The sequence below is a fragment of the Saccharothrix sp. S26 genome, from assembly GCF_021390395.1.
Lineage (GTDB): Bacteria > Actinomycetota > Actinomycetes > Mycobacteriales > Pseudonocardiaceae > Actinosynnema.
Map to the genome: position 1 here is coordinate 1 of NZ_JAJUWT010000011.1, position 16542 is coordinate 16542.

The 16542-nt window shown below is 71.3% G+C and carries 21 protein-coding genes; 10 read left to right on the plus strand and 11 right to left on the minus strand.

Going from position 1 to position 16542, the window contains the following annotated elements; genetic code table 11:
• Positions 1-289 precede the first annotated feature (289 nt).
• Complete coding sequence (locus tag LZG04_RS18625; RefSeq protein WP_233818696.1) at positions 290-571, minus strand: helix-turn-helix domain-containing protein; 282 nt, start codon at positions 569-571, stop codon at positions 290-292.
• Positions 572-782: 211 nt separating this feature from the next.
• On the opposite strand from LZG04_RS18625, the gene LZG04_RS18630 reads away from it, so the two are divergent.
• Positions 783-1112: a DUF4440 domain-containing protein gene (locus LZG04_RS18630; RefSeq protein ID WP_233818697.1), complete on the plus strand. Its 330-nt coding sequence runs from the start codon at positions 783-785 to the stop codon at positions 1110-1112.
• Here LZG04_RS18630 and LZG04_RS18635 read toward each other — a convergent pair.
• Positions 1098-1865, minus strand: coding sequence for an MBL fold metallo-hydrolase (locus tag LZG04_RS18635; protein ID WP_233818698.1), 768 nt, complete (start codon positions 1863-1865; stop codon positions 1098-1100). The two genes, LZG04_RS18630 and LZG04_RS18635, sit on opposite strands and share 15 nt — an antisense overlap.
• Positions 1862-2626 (minus strand): NUDIX hydrolase, encoded by a 765-nt coding sequence (locus tag LZG04_RS18640; protein ID WP_233819238.1) that lies wholly within the window; start codon positions 2624-2626, stop codon positions 1862-1864. Before LZG04_RS18640 ends, LZG04_RS18635 begins: the two co-directional genes overlap by 4 nt.
• 67 nt (positions 2627-2693) lie before the next feature.
• Between LZG04_RS18640 and LZG04_RS18645 the strand changes: the two genes are divergently transcribed.
• From LZG04_RS18645 to LZG04_RS18655, 3 genes are read left to right on the plus strand one after another with little or no spacing between them, the layout of a single operon-like run.
• A complete protein-coding gene (locus LZG04_RS18645; protein WP_233818700.1) occupies positions 2694-3050 on the plus strand; it encodes a hypothetical protein in 357 nt (118 codons plus the stop codon).
• 8 nt (positions 3051-3058) lie between these two features.
• Positions 3059-3958, plus strand: a complete 900-nt coding sequence (locus LZG04_RS18650) for a Gfo/Idh/MocA family protein (RefSeq protein WP_233818702.1) — start codon at positions 3059-3061, stop codon at positions 3956-3958.
• Entirely contained in the window at positions 3955-4998 is a 1044-nt protein-coding gene (locus LZG04_RS18655) for a hypothetical protein (protein WP_233819269.1), read from the plus strand. The genes LZG04_RS18650 and LZG04_RS18655 overlap by 4 nt, the downstream gene beginning before the upstream one ends.
• Here the strand turns inward: LZG04_RS18655 and LZG04_RS18660 are convergent.
• The 6 genes from LZG04_RS18660 to LZG04_RS18685 form a co-directional block, all read right to left on the minus strand.
• On the minus strand, positions 4995-6287 hold the full coding sequence (locus LZG04_RS18660) for a hypothetical protein (protein WP_233818704.1): 1293 nt from the start codon (positions 6285-6287) through the stop codon (positions 4995-4997). The two genes, LZG04_RS18655 and LZG04_RS18660, sit on opposite strands and share 4 nt — an antisense overlap.
• A 38-nt stretch (positions 6288-6325) precedes the next feature.
• Entirely contained in the window at positions 6326-6928 is a 603-nt protein-coding gene (locus LZG04_RS18665; protein ID WP_233818706.1) for a hypothetical protein, read from the minus strand.
• A gap of 1 nt (position 6929) precedes the next feature.
• Positions 6930-7388 carry a RidA family protein gene (locus LZG04_RS18670; protein ID WP_233818708.1) on the minus strand — a complete coding sequence of 153 codons (459 nt, stop codon included), beginning with the start codon at positions 7386-7388 and terminating at the stop codon, positions 6930-6932.
• Positions 7385-7540: a DUF4177 domain-containing protein gene (locus LZG04_RS18675; protein WP_141979599.1), complete on the minus strand. Its 156-nt coding sequence runs from the start codon at positions 7538-7540 to the stop codon at positions 7385-7387. Before LZG04_RS18675 ends, LZG04_RS18670 begins: the two co-directional genes overlap by 4 nt.
• Before the next feature lie 69 nt (positions 7541-7609).
• Positions 7610-7792, minus strand: coding sequence for a DUF397 domain-containing protein (locus tag LZG04_RS18680; protein WP_233818710.1), 183 nt, complete (start codon positions 7790-7792; stop codon positions 7610-7612).
• A complete protein-coding gene (locus tag LZG04_RS18685; protein ID WP_233818712.1) occupies positions 7792-8646 on the minus strand; it encodes a helix-turn-helix transcriptional regulator in 855 nt (284 codons plus the stop codon). The genes LZG04_RS18680 and LZG04_RS18685 overlap by 1 nt, the downstream gene beginning before the upstream one ends.
• 95 nt (positions 8647-8741) lie before the next feature.
• Between LZG04_RS18685 and LZG04_RS18690 the strand changes: the two genes are divergently transcribed.
• Genes LZG04_RS18690 through LZG04_RS18705 form a run of 4 tightly spaced genes read left to right on the plus strand, consistent with a single transcriptional unit; the run spans position 8742 to position 11458 of the window.
• Positions 8742-9011 carry a hypothetical protein gene (locus LZG04_RS18690; protein WP_233818714.1) on the plus strand — a complete coding sequence of 90 codons (270 nt, stop codon included), beginning with the start codon at positions 8742-8744 and terminating at the stop codon, positions 9009-9011.
• A gap of 32 nt (positions 9012-9043) precedes the next feature.
• The gene (locus tag LZG04_RS18695; RefSeq protein ID WP_073886837.1) at positions 9044-9295 is read left to right on the plus strand and encodes a hypothetical protein; all 252 of its coding nucleotides are present in this window, start codon (positions 9044-9046) and stop codon (positions 9293-9295) included.
• Positions 9296-9350: 55 nt separating this feature from the next.
• Positions 9351-10343, plus strand: coding sequence for an ArsA-related P-loop ATPase (locus tag LZG04_RS18700; RefSeq protein ID WP_233818716.1), 993 nt, complete (start codon positions 9351-9353; stop codon positions 10341-10343).
• Positions 10340-11458, plus strand: coding sequence for an ArsA-related P-loop ATPase (locus tag LZG04_RS18705; RefSeq protein WP_233818718.1), 1119 nt, complete (start codon positions 10340-10342; stop codon positions 11456-11458). The genes LZG04_RS18700 and LZG04_RS18705 overlap by 4 nt, the downstream gene beginning before the upstream one ends.
• A 13-nt stretch (positions 11459-11471) precedes the next feature.
• Here the strand turns inward: LZG04_RS18705 and LZG04_RS18710 are convergent, their stop codons facing one another.
• Positions 11472-11762: a WhiB family transcriptional regulator gene (locus LZG04_RS18710; RefSeq protein ID WP_106616446.1), complete on the minus strand. Its 291-nt coding sequence runs from the start codon at positions 11760-11762 to the stop codon at positions 11472-11474.
• A 257-nt stretch (positions 11763-12019) separates the two neighbouring features.
• Here LZG04_RS18710 and LZG04_RS18715 point away from each other — a divergent pair, with 257 nt between their 5' ends.
• On the plus strand, positions 12020-14488 hold the full coding sequence (locus LZG04_RS18715) for a penicillin-binding protein (protein ID WP_233818720.1): 2469 nt from the start codon (positions 12020-12022) through the stop codon (positions 14486-14488).
• A 558-nt stretch (positions 14489-15046) separates the two neighbouring features.
• Here LZG04_RS18715 and LZG04_RS18720 read toward each other — a convergent pair.
• On the minus strand, positions 15047-15514 hold the full coding sequence (locus tag LZG04_RS18720) for a GatB/YqeY domain-containing protein (protein ID WP_233818722.1): 468 nt from the start codon (positions 15512-15514) through the stop codon (positions 15047-15049).
• A 64-nt stretch (positions 15515-15578) separates the two neighbouring features.
• On the opposite strand from LZG04_RS18720, the gene LZG04_RS18725 reads away from it, so the two are divergent.
• Positions 15579-16538, plus strand: a complete 960-nt coding sequence (locus tag LZG04_RS18725) for a metallophosphoesterase (RefSeq protein ID WP_233818723.1) — start codon at positions 15579-15581, stop codon at positions 16536-16538.
• The last annotated feature ends 4 nt before the right edge of the window (positions 16539-16542 follow it).

Consider the following 16542-nt stretch of genomic DNA (forward strand, 5'->3'; position numbering starts at 1 on the left):
GCCTGACCGGACCGCAGCCTGACCGGACCGCAGCCTGACCGGACCGCAGCCTGACCGGACCGCAGCCTGACCGGACCGCAGCCTGACCGGACCGCAGCCTGACCGGACCGCAGCCTGACCGGACCGCCCCGCAGTAGGCCGCCGCACCATCAGGCCGCCGCACCGAGCCGGAGGCTGAGTCACACCGGGCGGGAACCGGATCGGGCCGCCAGCCTCGCCCGCCGGAGCCGCCGCCCTGCCCGCCGCCCTGCCGCCGCCCCGCCCGCCACCTTGGCCGCCGCCCGGGGGTCTACGGCGCGATGGACCCCCAGGCCCACATGGCCTCCAGGACGTCGTGCAGCGCGTGCCCTCGTGGCGTGAGGGAGTAGCGGACGTGGCTGGGCCAGCCCGGTTCGCGGACGCGCGCCACGACGCCGCTGGCGGCGAGTTGTGCGAGCCGGTCGCTGAGCACCTTGTCGGACAACGTCGGCAGGGCGGTGGCCAGGTCGCCGAACGTCCGCTCGCCCGCGAACAGCTCCCGCACGACCAGCGTCGTCCACCGCCCGCGCAACGCCCCCAGCGCCACCTCCACCGGGCAGGTCGGGACCGGGTGGTCGACTTCGCCGTGTGGGTCACCCGACCAGGTGCTGGGTGAGGGCGGGGTTGGGGCAACCGCGGTGGCGGAGGCAACCGCGGTGGCAGGGGCGGCTGCGGGGGCCGGGGCGGTGGCGGGGGCCGGGGCGGTGGCGGGGGCGGTACTCACCGTTTGATTGGTCACGGAGCGTCCTCCTAGCGTCCCCCGCATGATCGCGCGTAACCCGGAAGAGTTGCCCCCGCTGTTCGCTGCCGCCTTCAACGAGGGCGATCCCGGCGACTTCTACGAGCCCGGCGCTCAGCCCGCCGTGCTCGGCGAGCACCTCAAGCTCACCCAGAAGTTGAGCGTTGTCACCCGAAAGGTGATCACGAGGGGTGATTTGGCCCTGCTGATCGTCGACTGGCGCATCGGCGACGTCACCGGCACGGCGACCGACGTCGCGCGCCGCGGCCACGACGGCGGTTGGCGGTACGCGATCGACAACCCCTTCGGGATCGCCGACAACCCGCCCGCCGAACCCCCGTCACACCTCCCGTAGGTACTCCAACTGCGCCCGCACGGACCACTCCGCCGCCGGCCACAACGCCCGGTCCACGTCGGCATACACGACCTCGACCACCTCACGCGCCGTCGGCGACCCGCCCAACGCCGCCACCGCCGCCCGGACCTGCGCCAACCGCTGCTCCCGGTGCACCAGGTACCCACCGGCGGCAGCCACCACGTCCGGCAGCTCCGGCCCATGCCCCGGCAACCCGATCGTGCCCACCGGAAGCGTGGTCAACAGCCGCAACGACTCCAGGTAGTCACCGAGTCTTCCATCCGGATGGGCCACCACCGTCGTCCCCCGCCCCAGCACCGTGTCCCCCGTCAGCACGGCGTCGTCCAACAGGAAGCACACCGAGTCGGCCGTGTGCCCGGGCGTCGGCAGCACCCGGATCGACAACCCGGCCGCCGAGATCACGTCCCCCTCCGCCAACCCCTGCCCGCCCAACCGGAACGCCGGGTCCACCGACCGCACGGGCGCATCCACCTGTCGCCCGAACGAACGTGCCCCTTCCGAATGATCGGGGTGACCGTGCGTCAGCAGCACGACCTCCACCGGGGCCTGCTCCGCGATCCGCCCCAAGTGCGCCGGATCCGCCGGCCCCGGATCCACCACCACGCACGACGCCGACCCGGGGGCACGCAGCACCCACGTGTTCGTCCCGTCCAACGTCATCACCCCGGGGTTCTCCGCCAACAGCACCGAAGCCGTCGGCGTCACCTCCCGCAACACGCCGTAAGCCGTCACGGCAGCACCACCCGCAGCACGTCACCGTCGCGCACCAGCTTCGGGATCACCTTCGACACCGTCCGCCCCGCCGACAACACCGCCGACACCGTCCCCAGCTCGTCCAACTCGGCCAACGTCACCCAGGTCGGCGGCATCAACGCCCGCTGCCCGGACTTCCACTCCGCCAACGCGTCCGCCGGCCGTTGCCACGCCGCGTCGGAAGCCTCCGTGGTCGCCCCGTCGGCACGCTGCCCCGACGGCAGCACGGCGACGAAGAAGTACGTGTCGTACCGCCGCGGCTCCTCCACGGGCGTCAACCAGTTCGCCCAAGGCCGCAGCAGGTCGGCCCGCAACACCAACCCCTCCGCGGCCAGGAACTGCGCCAACGACAGCTCCCGCGCCACCAGCGCCGCCCGCGCGCCGGCGAACCCCCTGGTGTCGGCCACCACCGACGACGCGGACGGCCCGGCCAGCAGCACGCCGGACTCCTCGAAGGTCTCCCGCACGGCCGCGCACACCAACGCCGTGGCCAGCTCCACCGTGCACCCGAACCGCTCGGCCCACCACGAGGGAGGCGGGCCGCTCCACGCCACCGACGTGTCCGCGTCACGCCGGTCGACCCCTCCGCCGGGGAACACGGTCATCCCGCCCGCGAACGCCATCCCGGCCACGCGCCGCAGCAGGAACGCCTCCAGCCCGGCCTCCCCGTCCCGCACCAGCACGACGGTCGCCGCGTCACGGGGCGTCACCGGCGGGCCGGTGAGGTCCGCGGGTGCCATCGAGGCGGGCAACACGAGTTCATCGGGGAGTTCGCGCACGACCCGAGCCTACGAGGATCATCCGCGTGTGGACACCACGCGCAAAGGCTGCCTCGTCAACGTCCTGCTGTTCGTCGTGGGCGCGATCGTCGGCACGGGTCTGACGGCGACGGCCGCCGTCCTCCTCTTCCTCCCCAGCACCACGGTGACCAGCACGAACGAGGGTTCGCCGAACGTCTACGTCAAGGAGCGTTCGAGCCTGGTCGGCGGCACGGACCACGAGGTCTGGCTCGGTCGGACGCCGGACTACGGCCACGTCGTCACCATCCCGCAGGGCTGGGGGACCACGCCCGAGGTCGACCGCCGGCCGGGGGGCGTGGAGCTGCGGTTCGACCACGGTGGCCGGATCTTCGTCCCTGAATCGAGTTACGTCGGCGGCCGATGAAAGGCAGGATGGGCCGAGTGGACGAACAGTTGCGCGTAGGACTCGTCGGTGCCGGCCCGTGGGCGACCATGGTGCACGCACCGGGGATCGCCGATCACCCGGGCACCCGCCTGACCACGATCTGGGCCCGCCGCGAGGAGGCCGCCGCCGAGCTGGCCCGGGCTCACGGCGCGACGACCGCGAAGACCCCGGACGACCTGTTGGCCGAGGTGGACGCGGTCGCGTTCGCGGTGCCGCCGCAGGTGCAGGCGGAGATCGCGATCAAGGCGGCCGAGCGGGGCAAGCACGTGATCCTGGAGAAGCCGATCGCGGCGACCCTCCAGGACGCCGAACGCCTCGCCGACGCGGTGGCGTCCAACGGTGTCGCGTCCCTGGTGGTCCTCACCAAGCGCTACACGCCGGAGACGCGCGAACAACTGGCGCAGTTGGAGCAACAGGGCGGCTGGGTGGGTGGCAGCGCGCGCTGGCTGACCGGAGCGCTTCTCGGTGGCCCGTTCTCGAACTCGCCGTGGCGGCACGAGCGGGGCCCGTTGGACGACATCGGCCCGCACGCGTTCGACCTGCTCGACGCCACGCTGGGCACGATCACCGACGTGATCGCGGCGAACGAGTCGGAGCACGGCGTGTGGCAGGTCGTGTTCCGGCACGAGGGCGGCGCGACGAGCGTGGCCACGATGACCATGAAGTTGCCGCTCAACCCGAGCATCGCCGAGGTGATCGTGTACGGCGAGCACGGCCACCGCGTGCTGGCCGACCGCGGCACGACCGCGCAGCAGGCGTTCACGAACCTGCTGGACGACTTCGTGGCCATGGTGGACAGCGGCACCACCGAGCACCCGCTGGACGTCCGCCGCGGCCTGCACTTGCAGCGGGTGATCGACCTGGCGCGGCGGAAGGCGGGTGCGTGAGGTACCGGATCGACCCGGAGACGCTGCGCGAGGTGCCCGACGACCCCGAGGGGTTAACGGCTTGGTTGGCGCGGCAGCGCCCGACGACGCACGCGGAGTGGACGGCGGTCGGGCAGGCCGCGCGCCTGCTGGACCGCTTGGACGAGGCCGAGCGCGCGTTCCGGCGGGCGGACGACACCCCGGCGACCCGGCTCCGGTTGGCGCAGGTGCGGCAGTGGCAGGGCCGGTTCGCCGAGGCGGACGAGGCTTGCGCCGAGCTGCTCGACCACCCGGTCTTCGGTCACTTCGCCCATCAGCACGCGGGCAAGTCCCGGTACGAGCAGGGTGACTGGCGTGCCGCCGAACGGCACTTCCGGATCGCTCTGGACCTCCGGGAAGACCCGGAGCTGCGGTCGTCGAGCGAGCTGGCGCTGGATGCGGCAAACGCTTGCGCGACTGCCGCAGAGGTCGCCGTGGAGCTGCACCGCCTGATCCCGCCGGTGCACCGCCAGGGTGCGCGCTACCTCCACGGTGAACGTCCGCCGCACACGCCGGTCCTGGCCGACTTGGCGAGCGTCCTCGCGCACGGCCCGATGCCGTTGCGGGCGGTCCGGGACGTGCACCGCTACCACCCGCGCCTCGAAGCCGCGCTCGCCGACACGGACTGGCTGGTGGTCGCGGACGGCCAGGTCACGGCCACCGAGCGGTGCCGGGCGTTCCTGGTCGTGGTCAACGAGGCCCACACCAGGGCGGCGGCCGACCTGTGGCCGGTCGTGCCGGACATCACCGTCCCGCGGGTCGACCACCCGATGAGCGTCGCCCGGACCGGCGAGACCCCGCAGGCTCGCCTGTTCGACCAGCTCCGGGCCTTGCGCCAGCACCGGGGCGACGCGCACGCCGCCGCGTGGGCCGAAGCGGGCCTCGAAGTGCGGGAGCTGCCCGAGGACGACCCGGTGCGCCGCCGGATCGAGGTCGCCACGGACCGCGCGGCAGCTCGGCCCTACCGTGCCCTGACCAGGGACGGCAGGGCCGAGCTGCTGAGCGCGCTGAGACGGCTCTAGCCGGGGTACTTGCCGTTGGTCGGCTTGGGCACCCCGTTGACGAACTCGGGTCCGCCACCGGGCCACGACTGCTGCTCCCGCTGCGCCAGCTCCTCGTGCAACTGCTGCAACAACGCCCGTTCCCGGTCGCTGAGCTTGGCGTCGACGGTCGGCGGCAGGTGCACGGCGGCGGGCGGCTGGCCCTCCGCCAGTGCGGCCTGCAACGCCGCCAGGTCGTCGGGGCCGAGCTCGGTGGTGACCTCGGCCCGTGACAACGGGTGGTCGTCGGGGAACGCGAACACCGGCGCGGGCGGGCGCTCCTCGACCACGGGCACCTCGGCGGGCGCTTCCTGGACGACGGGAGCCTCCTCGACCCGCACCTCCGGCACGGGTTCGTCCACCCGGAAGTCCTCGGCCCGGAAGTCCTCGCCGCCGAAATTCTCGCCGCCGAAATCGTCGGCGCGGAAGTCCTCGCGGGCTTCCTCGACGGGGACGTCCTCGACCGGCTCGCGCACCGGCAACCGCTTCACCGGCTTGGGCGGGAACGGCTGCGCGCCCTCGTAGGACTCGGCGCGCGCCCGACGTGACGTGGAGCCGTTCTGGGGTTCGACAGGCACCGGTTCCGGCTCGACCACCGGTGCCTGGTCCCGCGGTTCACCGTCGAACCACGCGCCCGAGTCCGGTGGCGGCTGCGGGCTCGTGGATCCCGACGAGAAGAACACCTCGCGCGCGGTCGTGACGGCCGCCGCGTGGTACTCGTTCAGCGGTGTGCCCACGGTCAGCACCTCGACGGCCGCGCGGATGCCCGCCTTGCGCAGCACGGTGTCCACCCGGTACGCGGTGGCGGGCGCGAAACCCGCCGGGCCGATGTCCACCAGGACGACGCGCTGCGGCAGCGGTCCGGGCGTCGCACCGGCCGGGCTGGACCGCCACGTGGCGCGCACTCCGCGCACGTCCGGCAGCGCCGACACGGTCTTGCCCAGCACGTCACCGAGGCCGTCGGCCGGGTCGGACTCCACGCTGAACCGGTGCTTGACGGCCGGCACGCGCTCCACCGCGAACAGCTTGTCGGCCAACGACCGGTCGGAGCGGACCTCGGCCAGCAGCGAGCCGATCTCCTGGCGCTCCTCGGAGGACACCGGGATGCGCCCGGCCAGCAGGCAGCCGACGACCAGCTCCAGGGCTCTGTCCAGCTCGGCGACCGCGAGCAGCTCCCGCGCCTGGGTCAGCGCGTCGTCGTCGACGCGTCCGGCCAGCGCCAACAGGAGGTCGTGTAAACGGACGGGGAGTCCCACTCCGTCGTTCGTCACGCCTGTTCTCCTTCCGGCTCGCGCGGGAGCGTCGAGCTCTATACGGGCACCAGGTGCCCGTCGGCCTCGGCGCCGGTGCACACCAGCTCCGATGCCGCCAACGCCGCCCTGTGGTAGGGCGGCAGGTCCAGTCCGGCGGGCAGGACCTCCACGCAGGGGTCGTGCTCGCCGAGCGCCCGCAGCACCCGCTGGAGCTCACCGGTCAACCGGGCTTCGCCGGTCGTGGCGGTGACCAGGATCAGCCTCCTGGGTTCGCCCCCGCCCAACCGCCACGAGGACCGGACTTCGCCGACCCCGGGGCGTCCGCGCAGGGTCGCTCCGAGCACCACGGTCGCGGAATCACTCATCGACACCCGATCGGGTGATTCCGGGGAGAAGGTGTAGCCGGATTCGGGCAGTTCGTCCAGCCCTTTGACCGAACTGATCGTGGACCGGTCGGCCCCGTGCGGCACGAGGGCGTCGGCCAGCAGTCGCTGCTCGTGGTCGGTGAGCCCGATCCGGTCGTGCAGCAACGTGCGCGGGAGGGCCCGTGCGAGCACGGCGACGGCGTCCGTGGCGGCCCAGTCGCGGAACCTCCACAGCAGCTCGTCCGGCAACCGCCCGGCCAGCCTCAGCAACAGCTCGTGGCAGGTGTCGGACATCTCACTCCCCGATCTCGACGATCAGATCCACCTCGACCGGCGCGCCCAGCGGCAGCTCGGCGACGCCGACCGCGGCCCGCGCGTGCTGCCCGGCCTCGCCGAACACCTCGCCGAGCAGGTCCGACGCGCCGTTGACCACGGCGGGCTGGCCGGTGAAGCCGTCGGCGGAGGCGACGTAGCCGGTCAGCTTGACCACGCGCACCACGGAGTCGAGGCCGACCAGCGCGTCGATGGCGGCCAACGCGTTCAGCGCGCACGTGCGGGCGTGGGCCTTGCCTTCCTCGGGGCTGACGTCACCGCCGACCTTGCCGGTGGCCGCGAGCGAGCCCTCGATGAACGGCAACTGCCCGGACGTGAAGACCAACTGCCCGCTGCGCACGGCCGGCACGTAGGCCGCGACCGGGGCCGCGACCCCGGGCAGCGCGATGCCCAGCTCGGCCAGCCGCGCCGTCGGGGTCATGCCTTGGGCCGCTTCAGGTAGGCGACGTGCTGCTCACCGCTCGGGTTCGGCAGCACGGTGACCAGCTCCCAGCCGTCCGCACCCCACTGGTCCAGGATCGCCTTGGTGGCGTGGATCAACAGCGGGACGGTCGCGTACTCCCACTTCTGCATGGGCCGCAGCCTAGCGGGACGGGGAATGGGGGCACCCGGTCGAGTACCCCCATTCGTGTCAGGCGGTGCTCAGACCTGAGACCGCTTCACATCGGCCAGGAACGCGGAGAACGCCCGCGCCCCGAACACCAGCGTCCCGCCATCCCGGTTCTTGGTGTCCCGAACCCCGGTGACCCGCGCGCCCACCGCCAACTCGACGCACTGGGCGGAAGAACCGCTGCGGCTGCTCTTCCGCCAAGTCTGGTTGATCATCAGTCTCCTAGCGCGTCCCGTACCGCTCTGATGAGGCTCACCGAGTCCTCCTCCGTGAGCGCCAGGTGCGCGGCGTCGTCCCAGACCGCCGACAACACCTCGGCCTCCTCATCTTCCACGGGAACCATCCCGGTCAGGGCCTCCACATAGGCGGCTCGCGGCTCGTCCGACTCGGCGAAGTCCAGCAGGAACACGGCCCCGGCCTGCGCGCCATAGGCCCCGACCGAGTAGGGCAGCACCTGGATCGTCACGTTCGGCCGACCCGCCATCGCGACGAGGTGGCCCAACTGCTCGCGCATGACCTCCGCGCCGCCGACCGAGCGGTGCAACGCGGCTTCGTCGATCAACGCGTGGTACTCGATCGGGTTCTCCCTGGTCAGCGCTCCCTGCCGGTCCGAGCGCTCGGCCGCGGCCTGGGAGTCCCAGCTGTCGCCGATGATCTGCCGGTGGGTGGCCCGCGCGACCGCCTCGGCGTAGCCGGCCGTCTGGAGCAAGCCGGGGATCAGCGCCGAGTCGAGGGTGCGCTCGCGGACCGCCTCCAGCTCGTCCATCCGGAGGCGCTTGTAGTTGGCGGGCAGGTCACGGGCGTGCTCGATCACGGACGGGTCGACGTCGGCGACCTCCCAGAGCTGGAGCGCCCGCGTCTTCTCCTCCGGGGTCGCGCCGATGACGTCTAGGACCATCGACAACGCGGGCCAGCGCGCCAATGCCTCGCCGGACAGCATCCGGGTGATCGTCGGGCGGGACACGCGCGACTGCTTGACCACCTCGTCCACCTTGAGGCCGGACCTGTCGAGGATCGGGCGGATGTGACGTCCCAGGCGGCGCTTGCCCCGCGTCGAGCCGATAGCCATTGGATCACCTTAACCACTCTGCGTGACGACTCATTGATCGAACTTCACTCGTTCGATTTCGGTGATTTGAACCGCTCGAACGGTAGCATTCAGTCATGGAAGATGCAGAGGTGGTCGCGGAGGCACCAAGGTTGTTCGCGATCGTCCAGGAGGACGCCGAGGACGGGTGGGTCGCGGCGTGGGGCATGGACTTCGGGGACGGCACGGCGGAGGTCACCGGGCCCGAGGGCGGACCGGGGCTGCGGATCTCGACCACGAGCGCGGAGCGGGCGCTCTGGTACTTCGCGATCGACAAGACGGCGCGGGCGCGCCTGGTGTGGGTGGACGGGGAGGAGGTGGTGCGGGAACGCCAAAGCGTGACGTGACGGGGCGATCACGCGGCGCTAGCGTTGATCACGTGGAAACGTGGCGGATCGTCGCCACCAGCGCGTTCCTGCTGGGCGGGCTGGTGATGATCCTCGTCGGCATGGCCCAGGCACGGGATCGCAAGGGTGCCCGCCGGTCCGACGTGATGCGGGCGTTGCTGGTCGGGGCGGTGATCGTCGCGGTCGTCGCGGTGCTGATCGCGTACGTGCTGCCGTCGGTCCTGGCCTGGGGCGTCGTCGCGGCGACCGCCATCGCGGTGGTGTTCGTCACCATGTGGGACTGACCGTGACGGGCTTCGTGGCCAGCGGTTCTCAGGGCGGCGCGCATAGGCTGATCTGGTGAACGGCTGGACCGACGAACTCGCCCGTGCGCGGCTGCACGTGGTGACGGGCAAGGGCGGGACCGGCAAGACCACGGTCGCCGCCGCGCTCGCGCTGGCGCTGGCCACCGGTGGACGGCGCGTGCTGCTGGTGGAGGTGGAGAACCGGCAGGGCATCGCGCAGCTGTTCGACCGCCCGCCGCTGCCGTACTCCGAGGAGCGGATCGCGTCCGCCCCCGGCGGGGGCGAGGTACGTGCGCTCGCCGTGGACCCCGAGGCGGCGCTGCTCGAGTACCTCGACATGTTCTACAACCTCGGCTTCGCCGGCCGGACGTTGAAGAAGATGGGCGCGATCGAGTTCGCCACCACGCTGGCACCGGGTCTGCGGGACGTGCTGCTCACCGGCAAGGTCAAGGAGTGCGTGCGCCGCGCGGGCAAGACCGGGCGGCACGAGTACGACGCCGTCGTGCTCGACGCGCCGCCGACCGGTCGGGTGGTCCGGTTCCTGGACGTCACCAGGGCCATGGCCGACCTGGCCAAGGTCGGGCCGATCAAGGGCCAGAGCGAGGGTGTGGTGAAGCTGCTGCACTCGGGCGACACGGCGGTGCACCTGGTGGCGTTGCTGGAGGAGATGCCGGTGCGCGAGACGTTGGACGCGGTGGCCGAGCTGGACGCCGCCGACCTGCGGCCGGGCGCGGTGTTCGTGAACCGGGTCAGCCCGCCGCGGCTGCCCGCGCGGTCGGTCGCGTCGGCCTCCGAGGGGCGGGTCGACGCCGGTCGGGTGCGGGCCGGGCTGGAGGTGGCGGGCCTCGACGTGGACGCCGACGTGCTGGACGGGTTGCTGGAGCAGACCGTGGAGCACGCGTTGCGCGTGCGCATGGAGGAGCGGGCGAAGGACAAGCTGGCCGAGTCCGACCTGCCGACGCTGGAGCTGCCCGAGCTGACCGACGGGGTGGACGTGGCCGCGCTCTACGAGCTGGCCGAGGTGCTGGTCGGGCGGGGTGTGCGGTGAACCGGCTGGACGTGGACGCGTTGCTGGACAACCCGGAGACCCGGGTGCTGGTGTGCTGCGGCTCGGGTGGCGTCGGCAAGACGACCACGGCGGCGGCGCTGGCGGTGCGCGCGGCCGAACGCGGCAGGCGGACCGTCGTGCTGACCATCGACCCGGCGCGTCGGCTGGCGCAGTCGCTGGGCCTCGGGGAGCTGGACAACCAGCCTCGTCGCGTCCACGCGCTGGACCTCGACCAGGGCGAGCTGCACGCGATGATGCTGGACATGCGTCGCACGTTCGACGACATGGTGTGGCAGCACGCCGGTCGGGAGCGGGCCGAGCAGATCCTGGCGAACCCGTTCTACCAGACGATCTCCACGTCGTTCTCCGGCACGCAGGAGTACATGGCGATGGAGAAGCTGGGCCAGTTGGTCGAGCGCGACGAGTGGGACCTGGTCGTGGTGGACACGCCGCCGAGCCGGTCGGCGCTGGACTTCCTGGACGCGCCGCAGCGGCTGTCGACGGTGCTGGACGGCAAGCTGATCAGGATGCTGTCCGCGCCCGCCCGGGCGGGCGGGCGCGGCATCCGCAAGATCGTGGGCGCGGGCTTCGGACTGTTCACCAAGGCCGTGTCCACCATCGTCGGCGGTCAACTCCTGCAGGACGCGTCGACGTTCGTGCAGGCGTTCGACAGCATGTTCGGCGGCTTCCGGCAACGCGCCCAGGCCACCTATGAGCTGCTGCGATCACCCGGAACCGGATTTCTGGTGGTCGCGGCGGCCGAACCGGACGCGTTGCGCGAGGCCAGCTACTTCGTGGAGCGGTTGAGCGCGGAACGGATGCCGTTGACCGGTCTGGTGGCGAACCGGACGCACCCGGTGCTGGCCCCCTTGCCGGCACCCGGTGCGTTGGCGGCGGCGGACCGGCTGGAGCGCACTGGGGACGCCCCGCTGGCTGCCGCGGTGTTGCGGGTGCACGCGGATCGCGTGGCCGTCGCCGATCGGGAGAAGCGACTGCTCGCGCGGTTCACCCGTGCGCACCCCGGTGTTCCGCTGATCGGGGTGCCCGCGCTCCCCACCGACGTGCACGACCTGGACGGCCTGCACGAGATCGGTCGGCGGTTGGCGGGCGAGTAGGGAGCCCGGTCGGCTAGCCGACCTTGGACTCTTCGTGGTGCTCCTGACGTGCCGTGTCGAGGAGCTCGTGCCATGAGGTGACGTCCGGGCGACGCCGCAGCAGCGCCCGCCGTTCACGCTCCGTCATGCCGCCCCAGACACCGAACTCGATCCGGTTGTCGAGGGCCTCGGCAAGGCACTCGGTGCGCACCGGGCAACCCAGGCACACCACCTTGGCCTTGCGCTGCTCCGCACCGCGGACGAAGAGCTGGTCCGGCTCCTCATCACGGCACGAGGCCTTGATCCGCCAATCCCCCTGCTGCATATCTCCCCCACCTCATTCACACAGTGTCCAGACTTCCTAAATCCGCCACACCCCTGCCGCGGATGCCGTAGGCTCACCATCGAGTGGTCATGCCGTGGGCTGCTGTCTTGGACAGTGACGGACTGTAGAGCCTTCTGGTTCCACCTCCAACCCTGGGTTGCCCACCTGTTACCTGTCTTGAGTACGAGTACTCATCCTGAGTAATCAACTGTGCGCGATCTCGATCACCTCTTCAGGTGCCGCGTACGCTGACCTGCATGCGAGCCAGGAACGGCGTGCTGAAACTGCTCGGACTGTGTCTGCTGGCCGGAGTGCTGCTGGCGGGCATGTTGTTCCCCGTCGTGGGCTCGCTGGGCATGGTGTCGAACAGAGCCAGCGACACGGTCGACAGCATCTCCGCCGACCTGGTCACGACCGACCCGCCGTTGATCTCCACGATCACCGACAAGGACGGCGCGCCGATCGCGTACCTGTACGACCAGTACCGCGTGCTCGTGCCGCCGGAGAAGATCTCCCCGACCATGAAGGCCGCGCTGGTCTCGATCGAGGACCGCCGGTTCTACGAGCACCAGGGCGTGGACTGGCGCGGCACGATCCGGGCCGGGCTGACCAACCAGTTCAGCGGCTCGGTCACGCAGGGCGCTTCCACGCTCACGCAGCAGTACGTGAAGAACTACCTCGTGCACGTCGTGGCGCGCAACAACCAGGTGGAGCAGCAGAAGGCGCAGGAGCAGACGGTCGCGCGCAAGGCGCGCGAATGGCGCATCTCGCTCCAACTGGAAAGTCAGCTGAGCAAGGAGGAAATCCTCGCTCGCTACCTGAACGTGGTGCCTTTTGGGTCGACGATCTACGGCATCGCGGCGGCGTCGCAGGCTTACTTCAACACCACTGCCGACCAGTTGACCGTGGCGCAGGCGGCGATGCTCGCGGGCATGGTCAACAGCCCGTCCGCGCTGAACCCGGAGGTGTTCCCGGAGAAGGCGTTGGAGCGTCGCAACCAGGTGATCGAGAAGATGGTCGAGAACGACAAGTTGTCGCGTGAGGCCGCCGAAGCCGCGAAAGCCGAACCGCTCGGGTTGGCGACCCCGGTACGGACGCCGCCGAACGGGTGCATCGGGGCCGGGCCGGAGCACGGGTTCTTCTGCTCGTACGCGCTGAACTACTTGGAGCGCAACGGTTTCAGCCTGGAACAGCTCAAGACCGGCGGTTACACCGTTCGGACCACTTTGGACCGCGCGATCACCGCGCACGCGAAGCAGGCGGCGGAGGCGCAGGTCGCGAAGTCGACCGACGGGATCGCGAACACGATGGCGGTCGTGCGGCCCGGCAAGGAGCGGCACGAAGTCGTGGCGCTGGTGGCGAACCGTGATTACGGGCTGAAGGCCGACCAGTTCCAGACCCAGTTCGACCTGCCGTCCGGGGTGGAGAACAAGTTCGGGGCCGGGTCGGTCTACAAGGTGTTCACCGCGGCGGCGGCGCTGGAGAAGGGAATGGGGATCGAGAGCACGATCGCCACGCCGAACTCCTACGTGTCACGGGTGTTCAAGGGCGGTGGGGACAAGTGCCCGCCGACCGGTGAGCCGAACACCCGGTGGTACTGCCTGGGCAACGAGAACTCGCGGTACCCGGCGCAGATGTCGTTGCAGACGGCGTTGCAGACCTCGCCGAACACCGGTTTCGTGATCCTGGAAGAGCAGTTGGGCATGGACCCGGTGGTGGACATGGCGTCCCGGCTGGGGATGCGCGAGACGATGGCGACGAACATCGCGGGCGTGCGGCCGGACCCGAAGGCGAAGAACAAGGAGCTGCGGATCTCGCAGACCGAGTTCTACAAGTCCAACGGCGGCAACGCTTCCTTCACCCTCAGCCCCGCGCCGGTGAGCACGTTGGAGCTGGCGAACGTGGCGGCGACGATCATGAGCGGCGGCGTGTGGTGCCCGCCGTCCCCGATCGCGGAGGTCCTGGACCGCACCGGCCGGCCCGTGGCGGTCAACGAGGCCCCGTGCGAGCAGGCCGTGGCCGAGCCGTTGGCCAACGGCCTGGCGGTCGGGATGTCCAAGGACGACCAGGGCGGCGGCACCGCGGCGCGTGCGGCGCAGCAGTTCAAGTGGACGCGGCCGATCATCGGCAAGACGGGCACGACGGAGGACTTCAAGTCGGCGGCGTTCATCGGCGCGACGCCCGACTTCGCGGGCGCGGTCCAAACCTTCAACGACGGCGTCGAACCGCGCGGCATCTGCGTCAACTCGGGCCCTCCCCGCCTGTGCGGCCGGGGTGACATCTACGGCGGCACGGTGCCCGCGCGCACCTGGTTCGACACGATGACGAGGGTCCACGAAGGACTGCCGGTGCGCGGCCTGCCGGCCGTCGAGGAGCGCTACCTCAAGGGCGGCAGCGAGATCCGGATCCCCGACGTGGTCGGCCGCAACGTCAACGACGCCACCAGGATCCTCGAACAGGCGGGCTACAAGGTCTCCGCCCAGAACCGCAGCTCTGAGCAGCCGAAGGGCCAAGTGGTCGGCCAAACGCCCCGCGGCAGCGCCCTGAAGGGCACCGTGGTCACCCTTTTGGTCTCCACGGGCTACGTCCCCCCACCCCAACCGTCCGACCCACCACAGTCCAACGAACCCCCACCCCCAGGCCAAGGCGACCCGAACCGCCCGGAACCGGGCCACCCCACGGGCCCACCGCAAATCACCATCCCCACCGACCCACCCCGCCGCTGACGCCAGGCGCTGTCGACACCGATCCCGGCCCCACTCGGGGCCGGGACTCGGCCTGACCTCACCTGGGCCTGCCCTGGCCCATGCCTGCCCTCGCGCGCCCGGGCCCTGCGCACGCCCACCCCTTCGCGTACCTAACCCCTCGCCGGCCCGGCCCTTCGCTGACCTGACCCCTCGCCGACCTGACCCACCTGACCCACGTGGCCGGGGATTCCACGTCCGCACCCCGTCCGCGCCGGGCCGCGTGGTTCCCCAGCGCGGCTCTCGTCGGTGGCGCGGGCCCGTGTCCGGTGGCGGCCTGGTCCACGTCCCTGGGCGACGGGCCGGTCGGTCCTTGCCCCTGGCGGCGCTGGCCGGCCGTCTCCCTGGACCGCTCGATCCCGAGGGCTTGAGGCGGCTGGTGGGGCCGTGGTCCGGGGGTCGGGTGGTGGTCGAGGCGCTCCGCTTGGTTTTCAACCGAGGTACGAGAACGGTGTTTCCGTACATTTTCGGGAGATGATCACCCGATCGTGTTCGGTGGTCCGTGCCCGGCCCTCGGTGCGGTGGCCTGCGTGACCGACTCTAGATCAACTTGGCCTTGACCGCAGCGGCGACTCGGCCGCCTTCCGCGCGGCCCGCTACCTGGGCGTTCACTGCCTTCATGACCTGGCCCATCTGACGTTGGCCGGGCTGTTCGCCGAGTTGTTCCGCGACCTGGGCGATCGCGGCGTCGACGAGGGTGGCCAGTTCGTCGTCGGACAGCTGGGCGGGCAGGTAGGACTCCAGGACCTTGGACTCGGCCTGCTCCAGTTCGGCCTGCTCGGTCCGGCCGGCGCCCGCGAAGGCCTCGGCGGCCTCCTTGCGCTTCTTCACCTCACGGGTGATGACCTTGAGCACCTCGTCGTCGCTGAGCTCGCGAGCGCTCTTGCCGGAGACCTCTTCGGTGGTCAGGGCGGCCAGCGTCATCCGCAGCGCGCCCGCCCGGACCGTCTCCCGGTTCTTGATCGCCGCCGTCAGGTCCGCCTGCAACCGCGCCTTCAACTCCGCCATGGGCCGGAACGGTACCGGGAAGCCCGGCGCACCCCGAATCGGTCAACCCCCTACCCTCGACGACGTGAACACGCTCGGTCGAACGCTGCTCGCCACGACCGCCCTGGGCACCGCCACGCTCGCCTACGCGGCGGGCATCGAGCGGAGGCGGTGGACGTTGCGCGAGGCGACGCTGCCGGTGCTCGCGCCCGGGTCGTCGCCGCTGCGGGTGCTGCACCTGTCGGACCTGCACATGATGCCCGGCCAGAAGTCGAAGCAGCGGTGGGTCGCGGCGCTGGACGAGCTGGAGCCGGACCTGGTGGTGAACACCGGGGACAACCTGGCGCACAAGCAGGCCGTGCCGGCGGTCGTGCGCGCGCTCGGTCCGCTGCTGAACCGTCCCGGCGTGTTCGTGTTCGGCAGCAACGACTACTACGCGCCGCGCCCGAAGAACCCGGCCCGCTACCTGCTGCCGTCGGCGAAGACCAAGCGCATCCACGGCATCCCGCTGCCGTGGCGCGACCTGCGGGCGGCGATGATCGAGCACGGGTGGCTGGACCTGACGCACGTCCGCCGCCGGTTCGAGGTGAACGGCCTGGAGATCTTCGCGGCGGGCCTGGACGACCCGCACCTCAAGCGCGACCGGTTCGAGGAGATCAGCGGGCCGCTGCCCGACGTGCCGCTGCGCCTGGGCGTGACGCACTCCCCTGAGCCGCGGGTGCTGGACCCGTTCGCCGCCGAGGGGTACGACCTGGTGCTGGCGGGTCACACGCACGGCGGCCAGCTGCGCATCCCCGGCTACGGCGCGATCGTGACGAACTGCGAACTGGACCGCTCGCGGGCGCGGGGCGTGTCCCGCTGGGGCGCGCACATGTGGCTGAACGTGTCGGCCGGCCTGGGCACGTCGCCCTACGCGCCGGTGCGCTTCGCGTGCCCGCCGGAGGCGAGCCTGCTGACCTTGGTGCCGCGGCCCGTCGACGCAGGTCAGGACGCGTCCGGCGCGGAAAGGGATACCCGGTTCGGAGTGGGTGGGAACGTCAGGTAGAGTT